General features: G+C 37.8%; 13 protein-coding genes. 3 read left to right on the top strand and 10 right to left on the bottom strand.

Translation table 11 applies throughout. The features are described 5' to 3' along the window. The first annotated feature begins 256 nt into the window (after positions 1-256). Complete coding sequence (xerS, locus tag D612_RS0102710) at positions 257-1,336, top strand: tyrosine recombinase XerS (protein ID WP_017753945.1); 1,080 nt, start codon at positions 257-259, stop codon at positions 1,334-1,336. 161 nt (positions 1,337-1,497) lie between these two features. Here xerS and D612_RS0102705 read toward each other — a convergent pair whose 3' ends face one another. Beyond that, positions 1,498-2,961: a protein adenylyltransferase SelO gene (locus D612_RS0102705; RefSeq protein WP_017753944.1), complete on the bottom strand. Its 1,464-nt coding sequence runs from the start codon at positions 2,959-2,961 to the stop codon at positions 1,498-1,500. A 287-nt stretch (positions 2,962-3,248) separates the two neighbouring features. On the opposite strand from D612_RS0102705, the gene D612_RS0102700 reads away from it, so the two are divergent. After that, on the top strand, positions 3,249-5,234 hold the full coding sequence (locus D612_RS0102700) for an AMP-binding protein (protein ID WP_017753943.1): 1,986 nt from the start codon (positions 3,249-3,251) through the stop codon (positions 5,232-5,234). Between the two features lie 108 nt (positions 5,235-5,342). Here the strand turns inward: D612_RS0102700 and D612_RS19790 are convergent, their stop codons facing one another. The 8 genes from D612_RS19790 to D612_RS0102655 form a co-directional block, all read right to left on the bottom strand. Then, the gene (locus tag D612_RS19790) at positions 5,343-6,377 is read right to left on the bottom strand and encodes a polysaccharide deacetylase family protein (RefSeq protein ID WP_017753942.1); all 1,035 of its coding nucleotides are present in this window, start codon (positions 6,375-6,377) and stop codon (positions 5,343-5,345) included. Positions 6,378-6,590: 213 nt separating this feature from the next. After that, positions 6,591-8,120, bottom strand: a complete 1,530-nt coding sequence (locus D612_RS0102685; RefSeq protein ID WP_407637445.1) for an acyl-CoA carboxylase subunit beta — start codon at positions 8,118-8,120, stop codon at positions 6,591-6,593. Between the two features lie 33 nt (positions 8,121-8,153). Continuing rightward, complete coding sequence (locus D612_RS0102680) at positions 8,154-8,933, bottom strand: enoyl-CoA hydratase (protein ID WP_017753940.1); 780 nt, start codon at positions 8,931-8,933, stop codon at positions 8,154-8,156. Between the two features lie 32 nt (positions 8,934-8,965). Further along, positions 8,966-9,100: a hypothetical protein gene (locus tag D612_RS20025; protein ID WP_017753939.1), complete on the bottom strand. Its 135-nt coding sequence runs from the start codon at positions 9,098-9,100 to the stop codon at positions 8,966-8,968. Positions 9,101-9,314: 214 nt separating this feature from the next. Beyond that, on the bottom strand, positions 9,315-10,232 hold the full coding sequence (locus D612_RS0102670; RefSeq protein WP_017753938.1) for a hydroxymethylglutaryl-CoA lyase: 918 nt from the start codon (positions 10,230-10,232) through the stop codon (positions 9,315-9,317). 188 nt (positions 10,233-10,420) lie between these two features. Then, positions 10,421-10,633 (bottom strand): acetyl-CoA carboxylase biotin carboxyl carrier protein subunit, encoded by a 213-nt coding sequence (locus D612_RS0102665; RefSeq protein ID WP_017753937.1) that lies wholly within the window; start codon positions 10,631-10,633, stop codon positions 10,421-10,423. Between the two features lie 152 nt (positions 10,634-10,785). Further along, positions 10,786-12,144, bottom strand: coding sequence for an acetyl-CoA carboxylase biotin carboxylase subunit (locus tag D612_RS0102660; RefSeq protein ID WP_017753936.1), 1,359 nt, complete (start codon positions 12,142-12,144; stop codon positions 10,786-10,788). Positions 12,145-12,561: 417 nt separating this feature from the next. Next, complete coding sequence (locus D612_RS0102655; RefSeq protein WP_017753935.1) at positions 12,562-13,704, bottom strand: acyl-CoA dehydrogenase; 1,143 nt, start codon at positions 13,702-13,704, stop codon at positions 12,562-12,564. A 335-nt stretch (positions 13,705-14,039) separates the two neighbouring features. On the opposite strand from D612_RS0102655, the gene D612_RS19340 reads away from it, so the two are divergent. Continuing rightward, a complete protein-coding gene (locus tag D612_RS19340) occupies positions 14,040-14,555 on the top strand; it encodes a hypothetical protein (RefSeq protein WP_017753934.1) in 516 nt (171 codons plus the stop codon). Between the two features lie 177 nt (positions 14,556-14,732). Here D612_RS19340 and D612_RS0102645 read toward each other — a convergent pair whose 3' ends face one another. Further along, the gene (locus tag D612_RS0102645) at positions 14,733-15,356 is read right to left on the bottom strand and encodes a TetR/AcrR family transcriptional regulator (RefSeq protein ID WP_017753933.1); all 624 of its coding nucleotides are present in this window, start codon (positions 15,354-15,356) and stop codon (positions 14,733-14,735) included. Positions 15,357-15,386: the final 30 nt, after the last annotated feature.

The raw sequence follows: 15,386 nt of genomic DNA, 5'->3' as shown, positions 1-15,386 counted from the left end.
ATAGCAAAATTCAGCTATACTATAATCGTAAATACTGTGAAATTATCTTTTATTTCTTAACCGAACCTTACATATTTTATATTTTTATAAATAGTTTATCTTTTCGTTGCCAGATTAAATTTATATTCAAAAAAAAAAATTAACTACATATGTTATCAAATTAATTAAATTTCAAACAAAAAATCGTTTGATCACAAATTTGTGACTATGTGTCAAAATTTCGTGTTCAAATTTCGAAATTCCGAGGTGATTTTTCATGGCTCGACCTGGTCAACAGCAATTTTATAACAAATTAGAAGCAATTTTAACCGAACTTCCATGGTATGTTGAAGAATACATTGATAAAAAACGTCGGAAATTATCGGCTGCGTCATTATTAAATTATTGTCATGATTTTAAAATATTTTTCAGTTGGTTGTTATCAGAAGGCTTTTTTGAAGGGTCAATGAAGGATGTCCCACTTCCCCTTCTCGAAAAGTTAACGACCCAGCAAATTGAAGATTTTCTTAGTTTTTTAAAATTCGAGTTAAATAATAAAGATCTTACAATAAATAGAAAGCTATCAGCGTTAAAATCCCTTTTTAATTACTTACAAAATATCGCAGAAACAGACGATTTACAGCCTTACATAAGCCGTAATGTAATGGCAAAAATTGAACTCAATAGCGTTAAAGAAGATCAAGAAACAACGGCCAATCGGATGGAAGGAAAAATCCTAATAGGAGATGAATATGAGCAATTTCGTGCATTTGTTGCAAATGATTACTTGCAAATTGTCCAGGATGATAAGAAAAAAGTAAATTTTTATACATTTAACCGTGAACGGGATACCGCGATTGTATCATTATTTCTCGGATCCGGCTTGCGACTTTCTGAGCTTGTTGGTCTTGATATTAGCGACATTGATTTTAAAAAATCCTGTGCCCGTGTGATTCGCAAAGGAAATAAAGAACAATACGTTTATTTCAGCGAGCAAGCAATGTTAGACTTGTTAACGTATCTTGAAATTCGAAATGCACGCTATAAAGTCGAAAAAAACAATAAAGCACTGTTTATATCAGCTCCAATGGGGCCAAAAGGAAAATCAAGACGACTAACCCCTCGCGCTATCGAAAAATTAGTTGAAAAATATGCGATCTCTTTTGGTAAACCGTCGCTATCCGTTCATAAATTGCGACATTCGTTTGCGACGAGATATCATGCTGAAATTAACGATGTTCCAAAATTAAGACGTCAGCTTGGTCATTCATCGGTTCAGACAACGATGATCTATACACATATCAAAAATGAGGATCTAAAAAATGCCATTAACAAATTAAATATGCCGAAGGATTAAAATAGTTTAACACGAGGAGCTTTTCTGTCGAAGCTCCTCATTGTTTTCATAAAATGCTTACTGTCGATAGTAAGTTTTTACTATATAAATGATTTCATCCATTTAAAATCTTAACCATATTAATATTTTGAGCTCTATTATGATTTTCTACCATAAAAAAATTAAGTACCACAATATGTTTTATACTGGCATGCTGAAGGTGGCGGCAAAGTTGCATACTCAGCCTGTTCAGCGGAATGAGCGTAAGGATTAGATAGTGCATGAAGAAGTTTTTCCATCACACGGTAATCTCCCCTTTCAACTGCAGCCTCTAGCGCCTCTTCTACGCGATGATTCCGAGGAATTAGCGCAGGATTACGTTCGCGCATTAACTTCTTTACAGCCTCTGTTGATTTCTTCTGCCTTTTTAATCTTGCCTGCCAACGCAATTGCCATTCAGCATATTCCTTCGTTACAAACAAATCCATATTCTTGTAGCGATCAAACGTTAAAGCTAGGAACGTATTCGTATAGTCAGCACGATTTTTTTCCATTAAGGTAAGCAGCTCGTCCATTAAGGATTCGTCCTCTTTCTCTTCATTAAAAAGCCCAAGCTTTGCTCTCATTCCAGCTAGCCAATTTTTTTTATATAAATCCATAAAACGTGAAATCTCATCTTGAGCTAAATTAACTGCCCGTTCGGCATTTTCATGTAACAGTGGTAATAGAGTTTCCGCAAAACGAGCTAGATTCCAGCCAGCAATTGATGGTTGGTTGCCATAAGCATAGCGACCATGGCGGTCAATGGAACTGAAGACGGTTGCCAGATCATAAGTATCCATAAAAGCACATGGTCCATAATCAATTGTTTCGCCACTTATAGCCATATTGTCTGTATTCATTACTCCGTGTATAAAACCAACAAGCTGCCATTTTGCAATAAGTGATGCCTGTCGTTTTATGACCTCTCTTAGCAACGAAAGATAGCGGTTTTCAACTTGGTCTATTTCGGGAAAATGACGATGTATTGTATAATCAGCCAACGCTTTTAGTTCTTCCGTTGTACCCCATACTGATGCATATTGGAATGTTCCTACACGGATATGACTTGAAGCTACACGGGTTAAAATTGCACCTGGCAAATCAGTTTCTCGAATTACTACCTCACCTGTCGTTACTACAGCTAGACTACGAGTAGTTGGAATACCGAGTGCATGCATCGCTTCGCTTATAATATATTCGCGGAGCATTGGTCCAAGCGCAGCACGACCATCGCCACCCCGTGAGTATGGTGTTCTACCCGAGCCTTTAAGCTGAATATCATACCTCGTTCCCTGCGGGGTAATTTGCTCTCCAAGAAGGATCGCCCTGCCGTCCCCTAACATCGTAAAATGCCCAAATTGGTGTCCTGCATATGCTTGCGCTAGAGGCAATGAACCGTCAGGAATATCACTTCCAGCAAAAATTCCAATTTTACTTCTTAATGCTTTACTATTCAATCCTAATGATTTCGCCAACATTTCGTTTAAAATTATCAAATTCGGTGAAATGACCGGAGTTGGATTCAGTTGGGTGTAAAACACATTCGGCAAACGTGAATAACTGTTATCTAGGTTCCATCCTGTTTTGTTAAGTACTTTTCCCATCATATCTCCTTTATTTTTTTGTCATCATTAATTCTATTTTTATCTTTTAAATATAAAAAATTCGATTTCCTCTCATAAATATAAATATAACTTCTAAAAGAGTGCTCCTGCACTCTTTCTTTATTGTGGATTGTGGCGATAAAAACCGCATCGCAAATGTCTTTATTTTTTTATACTTTTATTACAGTTTCTTGTGTTTATAACTTTCTAAATTGAGTGGTTTGTAGTAAAATAACTATATAGTTAAGAATATTCTGATAATATTATAATTATTTTGGGGGTACTATATGTCTAATAAGGCGGTTTGGTTTCCAAATACAGCTTACATTGAATCAACGAGATTATATCAATGGATGAAAAAGCTAGGTTTTCATACATATGAAGATTTCTATGAAAAATCAATCGATAATATTGAGTGGTTTTGGGATGAAGCTACAAAAACACTAGATTTAAAATGGTATAAACCATATGAGCGAACGTTAAACCTTGCGAATGGGCTTAAGTGGCCGAAATGGTTCGAAGGCAGTAAATTTAATGTTGTTTATAATGCGGTTGAAAAATGGGCTCTTTCAGAAACAACTAAAAACGATACCGCATTGATTTGGGAAAGTGATGATGGCAAAGTTATTCGTTACACATTTGAACAATTAAATGATTCAGTGACCAAAGCTGCAAAGGGTTTAGCTGCTGAAGGTATTCAAAAAGGTGATGTCATTACAATTTATATGCCTATGATTCCTGAAACAATGATTGCAATGCTAGCAATTGCAAAAATTGGGGCAATCTTCTCTCCTGCCTTTTCTGGCTATGGTGCTGATGCAGTTGCAACGCGAATAAATGCTGCTGAAGCAAAAATGCTTATTACAGCTGATGGTTATCTTCGTCGTGGGAAAACAGTTTTGATGAAGGATGAAGCCGACCGAGCAGTTGGTCTGTCCTCATCAATTGAAAAAGTAGTAGTTGTCCGGAGACTAAATATAGATATACCATGGCAATCTGTTCGAGATATTGCATGGGACGAACTTATCGAAAAAGGTTCAAGTCAAGAAAGTGAACTAATAACTATGGAAATGGATCATGACGAGCCGCTTATGCTCCTTTATACATCAGGTACAACTGGAAAACCAAAAGGTGCTGTACACACACATACTGGTTTTCCGATAAAAGCAGCTTTTGATGCCGGAATCGCAATGGATGTAAAAAATGGCGATACGCTATTTTGGTATACAGATATGGGTTGGATGATGGGGCCTTTCCTCGTGTTTGGTGGTTTAATCAACGGATCAAGTATTGTTTTGTTTGAAGGAACACCGGATTTCCCAAACCCTGACCGAATTTGGGAAGTGACTAGTAATCATCATGTTACCCATCTTGGCATTTCCCCTACTCTAATCCGTTCATTAATGAAGCATGGGGAAGCTTGGGCAAAAAAGCATGATCTTTCGAATCTCCGTGTCATCGGCTCTACAGGAGAGCCTTGGAATCCAGAGCCCTGGATGTGGTTGTTTGAGCATGTTGGCGGTAAACGTATTCCTATTTTCAATTATTCTGGAGGTACAGAAATATCTGGCGGAATTTTAGGTAATGTTCTCGTAAAGCCAATTGGTCCGATTACGTTTAACTCACCAATTCCAGGTATGTCTGTCCATGTATATAACGAGAATGGAGATCCGGTTCTTAATGAAGTTGGCGAGCTCGTGATTACAAAACCATGGGTAGGAATGACAAATGGCTTTTGGAACGAGCCGGAACGCTATGAAAATTCCTATTGGTCACGGTGGGCGGATACATGGGTGCATGGAGATTGGGTAATTAAAGACTCTGATGGGTTTTTCACGATTACTGGTCGCTCAGATGATATTTTAAATGTTGCTGGAAAGCGGCTTGGGCCTGCTGAACTGGAGTCGATTTTAGTTGAGCACGAAAACATTGTTGAAGCTGGAACAATTGGTATCCCTGATGATGTGAAAGGTGAAGTGGCCATATGCTTTGCTGTGTTAAAAGACAATCAAGTAGATAAGAAGAAAGTCAAACAGGAAGCCATGGATTTAGTTGCCGAAAAAATAGGAAAAGCCTTAAAGCCAAAGGAAATTTTCTTCGTTGATGACTTACCGAAAACAAGGAATGCAAAAGTAATGCGACGAGCCATGAAAGCTGGCTTTTTAAACAAAGATGCTGGTGATTTATCATCACTAGAAAATCCGCATACAGTTGAAGCGATCCGCGATCTTGGGAAAAAATTTTTAAATGATAAAATCTTAAAAGATATATAGAAATTTTTGAAAGGAGTCGGAATAACCCGACTCCTTTTCGTTCTTTCAAATATTTGTATCACATTCATTTAAATCTTTCATGATTTCTAATTCACGAATTTTGACGAATTATTTTTCAGGGACATTAAATTTTGCCCTGTCTTCGTCCGTTAATTCATCAGCATGTTTTAAAGTCCAATGACCTACCCATTGCTTAAGCATCGCCAGATTTTTCTGCCTCTCTTCATCTGAAGCACCAAGATTTTGATACATATTACCTGGCTGGCCGTCCTCTTTATTTGTACCGTCATCCAGTCTTCTCATTAATGCTCCAGCTTCAGAACCATTTACAACTACTAGGAGATTTTCATAACTATCATAACGCGGTCCCCTCATCATTGCGGTATATTTGTCCGGATCCTTGCTAAACTCATCCATTGTTGGGGCATCACTACCATGACAGGCTAAACAATTGCTGGCAATTAAATCTTTCACGTGAGTTTCATAAGTCACATTTTCAGAAGTTAGCGCAGCGCTTCCATGTGCTTCGGCATCTTCATTATTTTTATAAACAGTAAATTTAGCTCGATCTTCATCTGTTAATTCATCAGCATGTTTTAAAGTCCAATGACCAACCCATTGCTTAAGCATCGCCAGATTTTTCTGCCTCTCTTCATCTGAAGCACCAAGATTTTGATACATATTACCTGGCTGGCCATCCTCTTTATTTGTACCGTCATCCAATCTTCTCATTAATGCTCCAGCTTCAGAACCATTTACAACTACTAGGAGATTTTCATAACTATCATAACGCGGTCCCCTCATCATTGCGGAATATTTGTCCGGATCCTTGCTAAACTCATCCATTGTTGGGGCATCACTACCATGACAGGCTAAACAATTGCTGGCAATTAAATCTTTCACGTGAGTTTCATAAGTCACTACATCAGACATACTCGATGCTTCTTTATTTTCGAAAGCGCTTTCATTTGTTTCCGAGGTATTACTTTGAGGTGGCGAACTGGTCGTATTGTTGTCATTTGTAACAGTACTGGCTTTTTGACCTGAACATCCACCAAGAATAAATAACGTAGTTAACAAAAACACAAATAAAGTCAAACCACCCCATTTTCTCATTTGATGAGACATTAAACCTTTTCCCACTAGAATTTCCTCCCCTTTTTGTAAAAATATACAACTTACTCCCTATTTCACTTTACCATTAATCTTATAAAAATACAATATATTGAAAGTTTTATATATTTTTATACTATTTACTAGATAAATATACTTTATTTTTATACATAATTCGAAAACGGTAGATAGTATTTTCCTACTATCTACCGTTCTCAAAATGCCATTCCAATATAAGTCTTTCTAAACAGGATATACTCCATGTTTCCTTTCCGTAAAAACCTGATATTTAGATGAATACATATCAAAACGACTGATTAATTCCTTTCTTAATTCGTTTGGTTCGATAATCCCATCAATAATCATCTCTGAAGCTAGGCGGTATATATCGATATCCTCCCTGTACTCGTTTCGTTTTTGCTCAATGAATGCTGCCCGCTCATTTTCAGGAAGGGAAGCAATTTTATTGGCATAAACAGCATTTACAGCAGCCTCTGGACCCATCACCGCGATTTGCGCAGATGGGAACGCTATACAGCAATCTGGTTCAAAGGCAGGGCCTGCCATTGCGTAAAGACCGGCGCCATATGCTTTACGGACAATAACTGAAATTTTCGGAACCGTTGCTTCACTCATCGCCGAAATCATTTTCGCACCGTGACGGATAATGCCAGCTCGCTCCACCTTCGTACCAATCATAAAGCCAGGGATGTCAGCTAAGAACAATAAAGGAAGATGATAAGCGTCACATAAGGTGATAAATTTCGCGGCTTTATCGGCAGAATCATGGAACAATACGCCTCCTTTCACGCGTGGTTGATTTGCGATAATCCCGATTGCTTGCCCGTTCAATCTTGCTAAGCCAGTTATGATTTCAGGTGCAAATAACTTTTTAATTTCGCAAAAAGAATCTTCATCAACAAAACGGTCGATCAAATCATACATATTAAAAGGTGCGTTTTGATTTTCTGGGATGATTTCAGCTATAGATTTTTCAAATTTTTTAGCGTTGGTAGACTCCACAACAGCAGACTTCTCCTTATAGCTTTGCGGAAAATATGATAAATAACGTCGTGCAAACGCAATTGCCTCTTCTTCTGTTTTTACAAGAACATCCCCACAACCGGATACGGAACAATGCATTTTTGCCCCGCCCATTTCCTCTAATGTTACCTTTTCGCCAATGACCATTTCCGCCATACGTGGCGAACCTAAATACATCGAAGCATTGCCATCAACCATCACAACAATATCACAAAACGCTGGAATATAAGCACCACCAGCTGCGGAAGGTCCAAACAACAAGCAAACTTGCGGTACTTTCCCAGAGAGCTTTACTTGATTATAAAAAATCCGACCTGCGCCACGTCGCCCTGGGAACATTTCAATTTGATCCGTAATCCGTGCGCCAGCTGAATCAACCAAATATAGCATTGGTACTTGAAGTTTTTCAGCTGTTTCTTGAATACGTATTATTTTCTCAACGGTACGCGAGCCCCACGAACCTGCTTTCACTGTTGAATCGTTAGCCATTACACAAACTGTCTTCCCGTTTATTTTCCCAATACCAGTCACGACACCATCAGCCGGTAGTCCGTCCTCTAAGCAATTTGCGAAAAAAGCATCTTCTACTTCCATGCCTTCGTCAAATAAAAGCTCTAAACGATTACGAACGAATAGCTTGCCTTTTTCCGCATTTTTTTCGTGATAGCTCTCAGCTCCTCCGGCTTTGATTTTTTCAATTCGTTGCTGCAACTCGGTTGAACTAGCCATTTGCTTATCCTCCTTTTTAGTTATGTTCATTGATCATTCCCCTTTATAATCTGGTTTTCTTTTTTCCTTAAAAGCTGTTAAGCCTTCAAGGCGATCCTTAGTCGGAATCGTTATTGCATATGCCATTTGTTCAATTTGTAAGCCTGTTTGCAAATCAACCTCGATTCCACGGTTGATCGCAAGTTTTGCTTGAGAAATGGCGATTGGACCATTTTGTATAATTGTATTTGCAATTTCATTAACCTTTGTTATTAATTCCTCACTTGGTACAATATGCTCAACAATTCCAAGCTCCTTCGCTTCAAAAGCAGCCACTCTTCTTGCTGTATAAATAAGTTCTTTTGCTTTTCCAATTCCAATAAGTCGTGGCAATCGTTGGGTTCCGCCGGCACCAGGAATAATAGCAAGTGACGTTTCAGTTAAGCCCACTTGCGCGGATTGACTTGCTATCCGAATATCACAGGCTAATGCAAGCTCTAAGCCACCACCAAAAGCGGCACCGTTAATCGCAGCAATAACCGGCATCGGAAGTCGTTCTACTTCATTTATCACTTCTCTAATAAGCGAAACCGTTTGTTTCACTTCAAGTTCTGACATCGTTCTTCGCTCTTTTAAATCAGCTCCAGCACAAAATACCTTATCTCCGGCTCCCGTAATAATAACGCAGCGCACCAGCTGATCAAATTTTATCTTTGCTAACGCTTCTTGCATTTCAAAAAGCATTTTTCTTGAAAAAGCATTGGCTGCTTCTGGGCGATTCAATGTCAATGTAGCTATACCATTGTTCACATCTAGCAATACAGTTTCAGACATAAAATTCTCCCCTTCTGTATTTTTATTTTTTTCTATTCCTCATATTGTTCAAATACGACATTATCAATAATAGATTTATCAATTTTTTCAAATACGACATTATCAATAATAGATTTATCAATTTGTTCAAATGCGACATTATCAATATTCGATACTTCAATTTTCAATTGCTCAAATATGACATGATCAATTTTAAATTCATAAATTGTTGATATAGGACAGTATCTATATTCGATTCTTCAATTTGTTGATATAGGACTATTCGATTCTTCAATTTGTTGATATAGGACTATTCGATTCTTCAATTTGTTGATTTATTGACTTTGCAAAAATTTTAAGAGTTCATAATTAATTTTGAATCTACTAGATTTCACGAGTCTACTATGCTTTGTGGTTTGAACATGATGATCTTTCCGCTTGCATAGAATGACTTGGGAGCTTCTTCCCTACTTTTTCTTCGATGAACTGTGCAGCTTTTAATAACGTAGTTCGGTCAATTCCCGTTGAAATTCCCATTTTATCTAGCATATAATGAAGATCATCTGTCGCAAGATTCCCAGATGCCCCTGGTGCATATGGGCAACCGCCAAGTCCGCCTAGTGAACTATCAAACCGCGAATACCCCATATTTAATGCAACTAAAGTATTCGCAAGTGCTGTCCCTCTTGTATCATGAAAATGTAGAGCGATTTTTTCTTTTGGAAAATGGCGCTCAACATCACTCAAAATGTCCTCAACTTGTTTTGGATTTGCTACACCAATCGTATCCCCAAGTGACAATTCACTAATCCCAAGCTCAAATAGCTTATCAGCAACTGACAAAACTGACTCCTTTGCAACATCACCCTCATAAGGACAGCCAAATACGGTGGAAACATATCCCCGTACCGTCCTGCCTGCTTCTAATGCCCCTTGAATAACGGGTTTAAGAACCGGATATGTTTCGTCAATTGACTTGTTTATATTGCTTCGATTATGTGATTCACTAGCAGACATAAACACAGCAATTTCGTCTATATGGGCCTCAAGTGCTCCTTGTAAGCCGCGCTCGTTCGGTACTAACGCAGCATATGTAACCTTGTCATTACGCGTAATTTCTTTTGCAACCTGGAGAGCATCTGCTAGCTGCGGTATCCATTTCGGATGGACAAATGATGATATTTCAATGTAGGACAACCCAGTATTTGAAAGCATATTAATCCACTTAATTTTATCCTCTGTTTTTATAAACGCTTGTTCATTTTGAAGCCCGTCCCTTGGGCCCACCTCTTTAATAATCACGGAGTTTGGAAGGTTCATTTTTGACCATCCTTTCCTATTTCCTATAAAAAATATGTAAAGGGGTTTAGATCGTCCCACCCCTTTACTAATAGCGATAAAGAGACAGTTGCGTCGTATCCCACTTCTAACTATTATGCAATGGATACCCTAAACGTCCCACTCACTACCTAAAGTAGTGCATATGGGGACAATAACGTCCCACCCTGCTACTCAATAACTAGTAGTTCTTCATCTTCGTTAACAAAGTCACCTTCGCTAATTTTTACTAATTTAACAGTTCCACTTACTTCTGCTGCAATAGGTATTTCCATTTTCATAGATTCTAAAATTACAACATCCTGTCCCTCTGAAACTGAATCCCCTTCTTTAACTAGTACCTTCCATACGTTACCTGCCATACTTGCAGTAATCATTGCCATTATAAATACCTCCTCTATTACGAATTTTTATATATGCTATTTCCTTAATATCACAATAATCATACAGATTTTGGCGAAATGTGTTGATTTGAACTATTTTTCCATTGGTCGTATTTTAAAAAGGTGCCAAAAATCTATATCTATCATAACTTTTATTTTGATTTAGTCGTTTTAACATGAATGTACTGCTCTACAAATTGTGTTGTTGCTTCACCATTTATAAATGCTTCGTGGGACACAACTTGCTTTAACATCGGTATGTTCGTTTTGATCCCTTCTATGTTGTATTGGTCTAATGCAGCTAGTAATCTATCGATCGCTTCTTTACGAGTAGCACCAGTCGAAATTAATTTTGCAATCATTGGATCATAGAACGGTGTAACAGTAGACGAACCATGAACAGCTAATTCATGACGAAGCCCTTCTCCATTTGGAAGATCAAGATTTGTGATCGTTCCTGGTGATGGAAAAAATGTAGTCGGGTCCTCAGCATAAATACGAACCTCAATTGCATGTCCGGCAGGATTAATATCCTCTTGAACCCAACGTAATGCTTCACCTGCTGCAATTCGTATTTGTTCCTCGACAAGATCTAGCCCTGTTATTTCTTCCGTTACAGGGTGCTCGACCTGCAATCTCGTATTCATTTCTAAAAAGTAAAAATTCTTTTGTTCATCGATTAAAAACTCGATCGTTCCCGCATTTTCATAGCCAATTGCTTGGGCAGCTTTCACTGCTACCTCACCCATTTTCATGCGTGTTTCTATATCTATAAATGGTGATGGCGCTTCCTCAACAACCTTTTGATGACGCCGTTGTACAGAACAATCACGTTCCCATAAATAAACGGTATTGCCATAACGATCAGCTAATAATTGGATTTCGATATGACGCGGATTCTCTATATATTTTTCAATATACATATCTCCATTCCCAAAAAACATTTGTGCTCGCTTTTGATTTCCTTCAAATGCTTTTGTTAATTCTACTTGATTTTGAACAATTTGCATGCCAATACCGCCACCACCTGCGCTTGCTTTAAGCATGACTGGATAGCCCATTTTCTCAGCAACTTGAATAGCTTCAGACATATCAGCTAACGCTTGTTCGGTTCCAGGAACAACAGGTACTCCTGCTTCAATCATTTTGATTCTGGCAGCAACCTTACTTCCCATATTTTCAATGACATTTGCTGTTGGACCAACAAAAGTAATACCTGCTTCCGTACATTTTCTTGCAAACTCATGATTCTCACTCAAAAGACCATAGCCAGGATGGATCGCTTCTGCTCCAGCTTGTTTAGCTGTATTGATTATTTGTTCCATTTGCAAATAACTCTCATGAACCCGTGGTTTACCAATACAGTAGCTTTCATCTGCCATTTTTACATGTGGAGCGTCTGCGTCAGCCTCTGAATAAACGGCAACAGTTTTTATGCCCATTTTCTTGCAAGTTCGAATGACACGACACGCTATTTCTCCTCGATTTGAAACTAATATTTTTGAAAACAAAGATATTCCCCCATTTCTTTCCCAATGGAACAATCTTTACTTCTATGAAATGAAACTAGTGTAGCTGTTTGCTTTTTAAAATAGCCAAGACCACTCGTATCATAAAAGTCATGATGGATTACGAAAACATCATAGGCGCCCAATACTCTCGACTGTTATTTCTACATCAAGTGTTCAAGATTACTAGACTATAGTCCAATTAAGGGGAAAATAATGAACGCATAAGGTTTCCCCTTAATTGGTACTTCTAGTGTATTTACTAGCTTAGAAGCCTAGTTGAGATGTGAATCCCCACCAAATGATATATTATTGAGACAGTACGTATTATGTTTCCCTTAATAGGTTCTTCTAATTGGTTCTTCTAATTGGTTCTTCTAATTGGTTCTTCTAATTGGTTCTTCGGGTTAGATTAATAGCTTAGCATCCTAGTTGACGTGCAATGACAAGGCGTTGAATTTCGGATGTTCCTTCACCTATTTCCATAAGCTTGATATCACGAAGGTGGCGCTCAACCTCATATTCTTTCATATAGCCATAACCCCCATGAATTTGAATGGCTTGATTGCAAGCTCTAAAACCTGCCTCAGAGGCAAATAATTTTGCATAAGCAGATTCTTTGGTGAACGGTTTTCCCTGATCCTTTAGCCAAGCTGCTTTATAAACCATGTTCCGCGCAAGTTCAATTTCCATTGCCATATCTGCTAGTTTAAACTGGATCGCCTGAAATTTAGAAATGGATTGTCCAAACTGTGTTCTTTCCTTTGCATAGCTTAAAGCCTTATCTAATGCCGCCTGGGCAATACCAACAGAAAGAGCTGCAATTGAAATACGTCCACCATCTAATGTATATAAAAATTGTTTAAACCCAGCCTTTGGATCGCCTAATAAATTTCCTTTTGGAACGCGAACGTCTTCTAAAATTAACTCAGACGTGTTTGAACCGCGAACGCCCATTTTGTCATAATTGCTGTTGATAGTAAATCCAGGTGTATCGGTTGGAACAATAATGGCTGAAATAATATTTTTCCCGCGCTCATCCTTTCCTGTAACAGCTGTTACTGTTACAAAACTTGCGTACCCGGCATTCGTAATCCAACACTTTTCACCATTTATTACGTAGTAATCACCATCAAGTACTGCCTTAGTCCTTGTTCCTCCAGCATCAGATCCGGCATTTGGTTCAGTTAACCCAAAGGAAGCTAACGTTTTACCTTGAGCAAGCGGCGCAAGGTAGTTTTGTTTTTGCTCTTCAGTTCCAAAATAATAAATTGGACTTGAACCTAATGAAACGGCAGCTGCATAACTTAAACCTGTTCCCCCGCATGCCTTTCCGATTTCCTCAACTGCAATTGCATATGAAATGGTATCACCACCAGAACCACCGTATTCCTCAGGAAAAGGAATCCCGAGTAACCCCAACTCTCCCATTTTTTTAAACGTGTCTTCTGGAAATTCAGATGTGCGGTCAACATACTCAGCTTTCGGCTTTACCTCTTTCTCTGCAAAATCACGCACCATCTCCTTAATCATTTGTTGCTCTTTCGTTAATTCAAAATTCATCAATAATACCCCCCTTGAAATTTATAATTATCATCTCTATGTTTAAAATTCATAAGTTGTAATAGTTCCGATAAGACATAGCAATTTTTTCAAGTATCCAAACTTCCTCAAATATAAATTGCCAGTAGCTTTATATGAAAAATCACATAAATTTATGTACATCACTCCTTTCAAAAAAATTTTTTTATATTCTGTTATCATCCTTGTACATTGATTTAGTTGGATTAAATGCTAGTTATAAACTTGTTATCTACCTTGAACGTTAATTCAGTAGCGATTTGGTACGGGTAAATCCGTGTTTTCGTCACCTAATTGATGCCCATGTCGTTTTGCTGATGATAAATTCGTTTTATCTTCACCAAATTGAGACTCGCGCTGTTTTGCTGATAATAAATCCGTTTTATCGTCAGCAAATTGAGGATCGCTCCGTTTTGCTGATAGTAAATCCGTTTTATCGTCAGCAAATTGAGGATCGCTCCGTTTTGCTGATAGTAAATCCTTTTTATTATCAGCAAATTGAGGATCGCTCTGTTTTGCTGATAGTAAATCCTTTTTATCGTCACCAAATTGAGAATCGCGCCGTTTTGCTGATAGTAAATCCTTTTTATTATCAGCAAATTGAGGATCGCTCCGTTTTGCTGATAGTAAATCCGTTATATCGTCACCAAATTGAAAATCGCGCCGTTTTGCTGATAATAAATCCGTTTTATCGTCACCAAATTGAGCACCGCGCCGTTTTGCTGATAATAAATCCGTTTTATCGTCACCAAATTGAGGCTCGCGACGTTAATAAATCCTGTTATCATTATGAAAAGAAACTTTGGCATCATTTAGTACTAATAAAATCCTAATTATATGAAATTTTTTACACTTTTAATATAGATTAAATAATAATTTAATACCGACCGGTCGGTCTGTTATTTGCGGAATAATGTAAGCGCTTTATCATATTCCCGACAATCCGCGACAATCCGCGACAATCCGCGACAATCCGCGACAATCCGCGACAATCCGCGACAAAATAATCGTTACTGATTATTTTGTAAAAAGAAAGATTTGTACTTTTCGTTACCCCTAGCCTCTTCGGTTAATAATGAATGGAGAAGCAGATCGATATATATTCCTGCTATTTCCTCAATTGTATTTTTCCCTTCAGGCTTATACCATTTATATGTCCAGTTCACCATTCCTAGAATCGACATTCCGGTTATTTCAACAGGAAGATTTGAACGGAATTCACCTGCTTCTATACCTTCTTTAACGACTTTGAAGATAATATGACGATACTCATCCCGCTTCTTTTTAATGATTTCATCATATTCCGGTTTAAGATATTTACTTTCTTGATAAAATACGGAAATATGGGGTTTGTATAAATCGAAAACTTTTACAAACGATTGAATTATTGCCCGTAGCTTTTCCGTAGGAGATTCATAGATTTTGTTAGCATCATTCGCTTTTTCCAAAACATACGATATGAAGTAATCATGAATCATATAAAGCAGCTCGTCTTTTGACTTAAAATGATGATAAAAGCCACCTTTAGAAGTGCCACTTTCTTCAACGATTTGATTAACGGTTACGCCATGGTATCCATGTGTTTCAAATAATGTTAAAGCAGTAGATATTATCTTATCCCTTAATTGCGACATGTACTTAACCACCTTGTGTTATAATTTAAC

The organism is Calidifontibacillus oryziterrae (genome assembly GCF_000331575.1).
GTDB classification, from domain to species: Bacteria; Bacillota; Bacilli; order Bacillales; family Bacillaceae_J; genus Calidifontibacillus_A; species Calidifontibacillus_A oryziterrae.
This window is presented reverse-complemented; position numbering and strand designations above follow the sequence as displayed.

Excerpts from the sequence above, each read along its gene's own strand:
- D612_RS0102680 (WP_017753940.1), bottom strand. The coding sequence starts at position 8,933 with ATGTCTGAAACTGTATTGCTAGATGTGAACAATGGTATAGCTACATTG.
- D612_RS19340 (WP_017753934.1), top strand. The coding sequence starts at position 14,040 with ATGATAAATTCGTTTTATCTTCACCAAATTGAGACTCGCGCTGTTTTG.
- D612_RS0102705 (WP_017753944.1), bottom strand. The coding sequence starts at position 2,961 with ATGGGAAAAGTACTTAACAAAACAGGATGGAACCTAGATAACAGTTAT.
- D612_RS0102670 (WP_017753938.1), bottom strand. The coding sequence starts at position 10,232 with ATGAACCTTCCAAACTCCGTGATTATTAAAGAGGTGGGCCCAAGGGAC.
- D612_RS0102665 (WP_017753937.1), bottom strand. The coding sequence starts at position 10,633 with ATGGCAATGATTACTGCAAGTATGGCAGGTAACGTATGGAAGGTACTA.
- xerS (WP_017753945.1), top strand. The coding sequence starts at position 257 with ATGGCTCGACCTGGTCAACAGCAATTTTATAACAAATTAGAAGCAATT.
- D612_RS0102685 (WP_407637445.1), bottom strand. The coding sequence starts at position 8,120 with ATGGCTAGTTCAACCGAGTTGCAGCAACGAATTGAAAAAATCAAAGCC.
- D612_RS0102655 (WP_017753935.1), bottom strand. The coding sequence starts at position 13,704 with ATGAATTTTGAATTAACGAAAGAGCAACAAATGATTAAGGAGATGGTG.
- D612_RS0102645 (WP_017753933.1), bottom strand. The coding sequence starts at position 15,356 with ATGTCGCAATTAAGGGATAAGATAATATCTACTGCTTTAACATTATTT.
- D612_RS0102700 (WP_017753943.1), top strand. The coding sequence starts at position 3,249 with ATGTCTAATAAGGCGGTTTGGTTTCCAAATACAGCTTACATTGAATCA.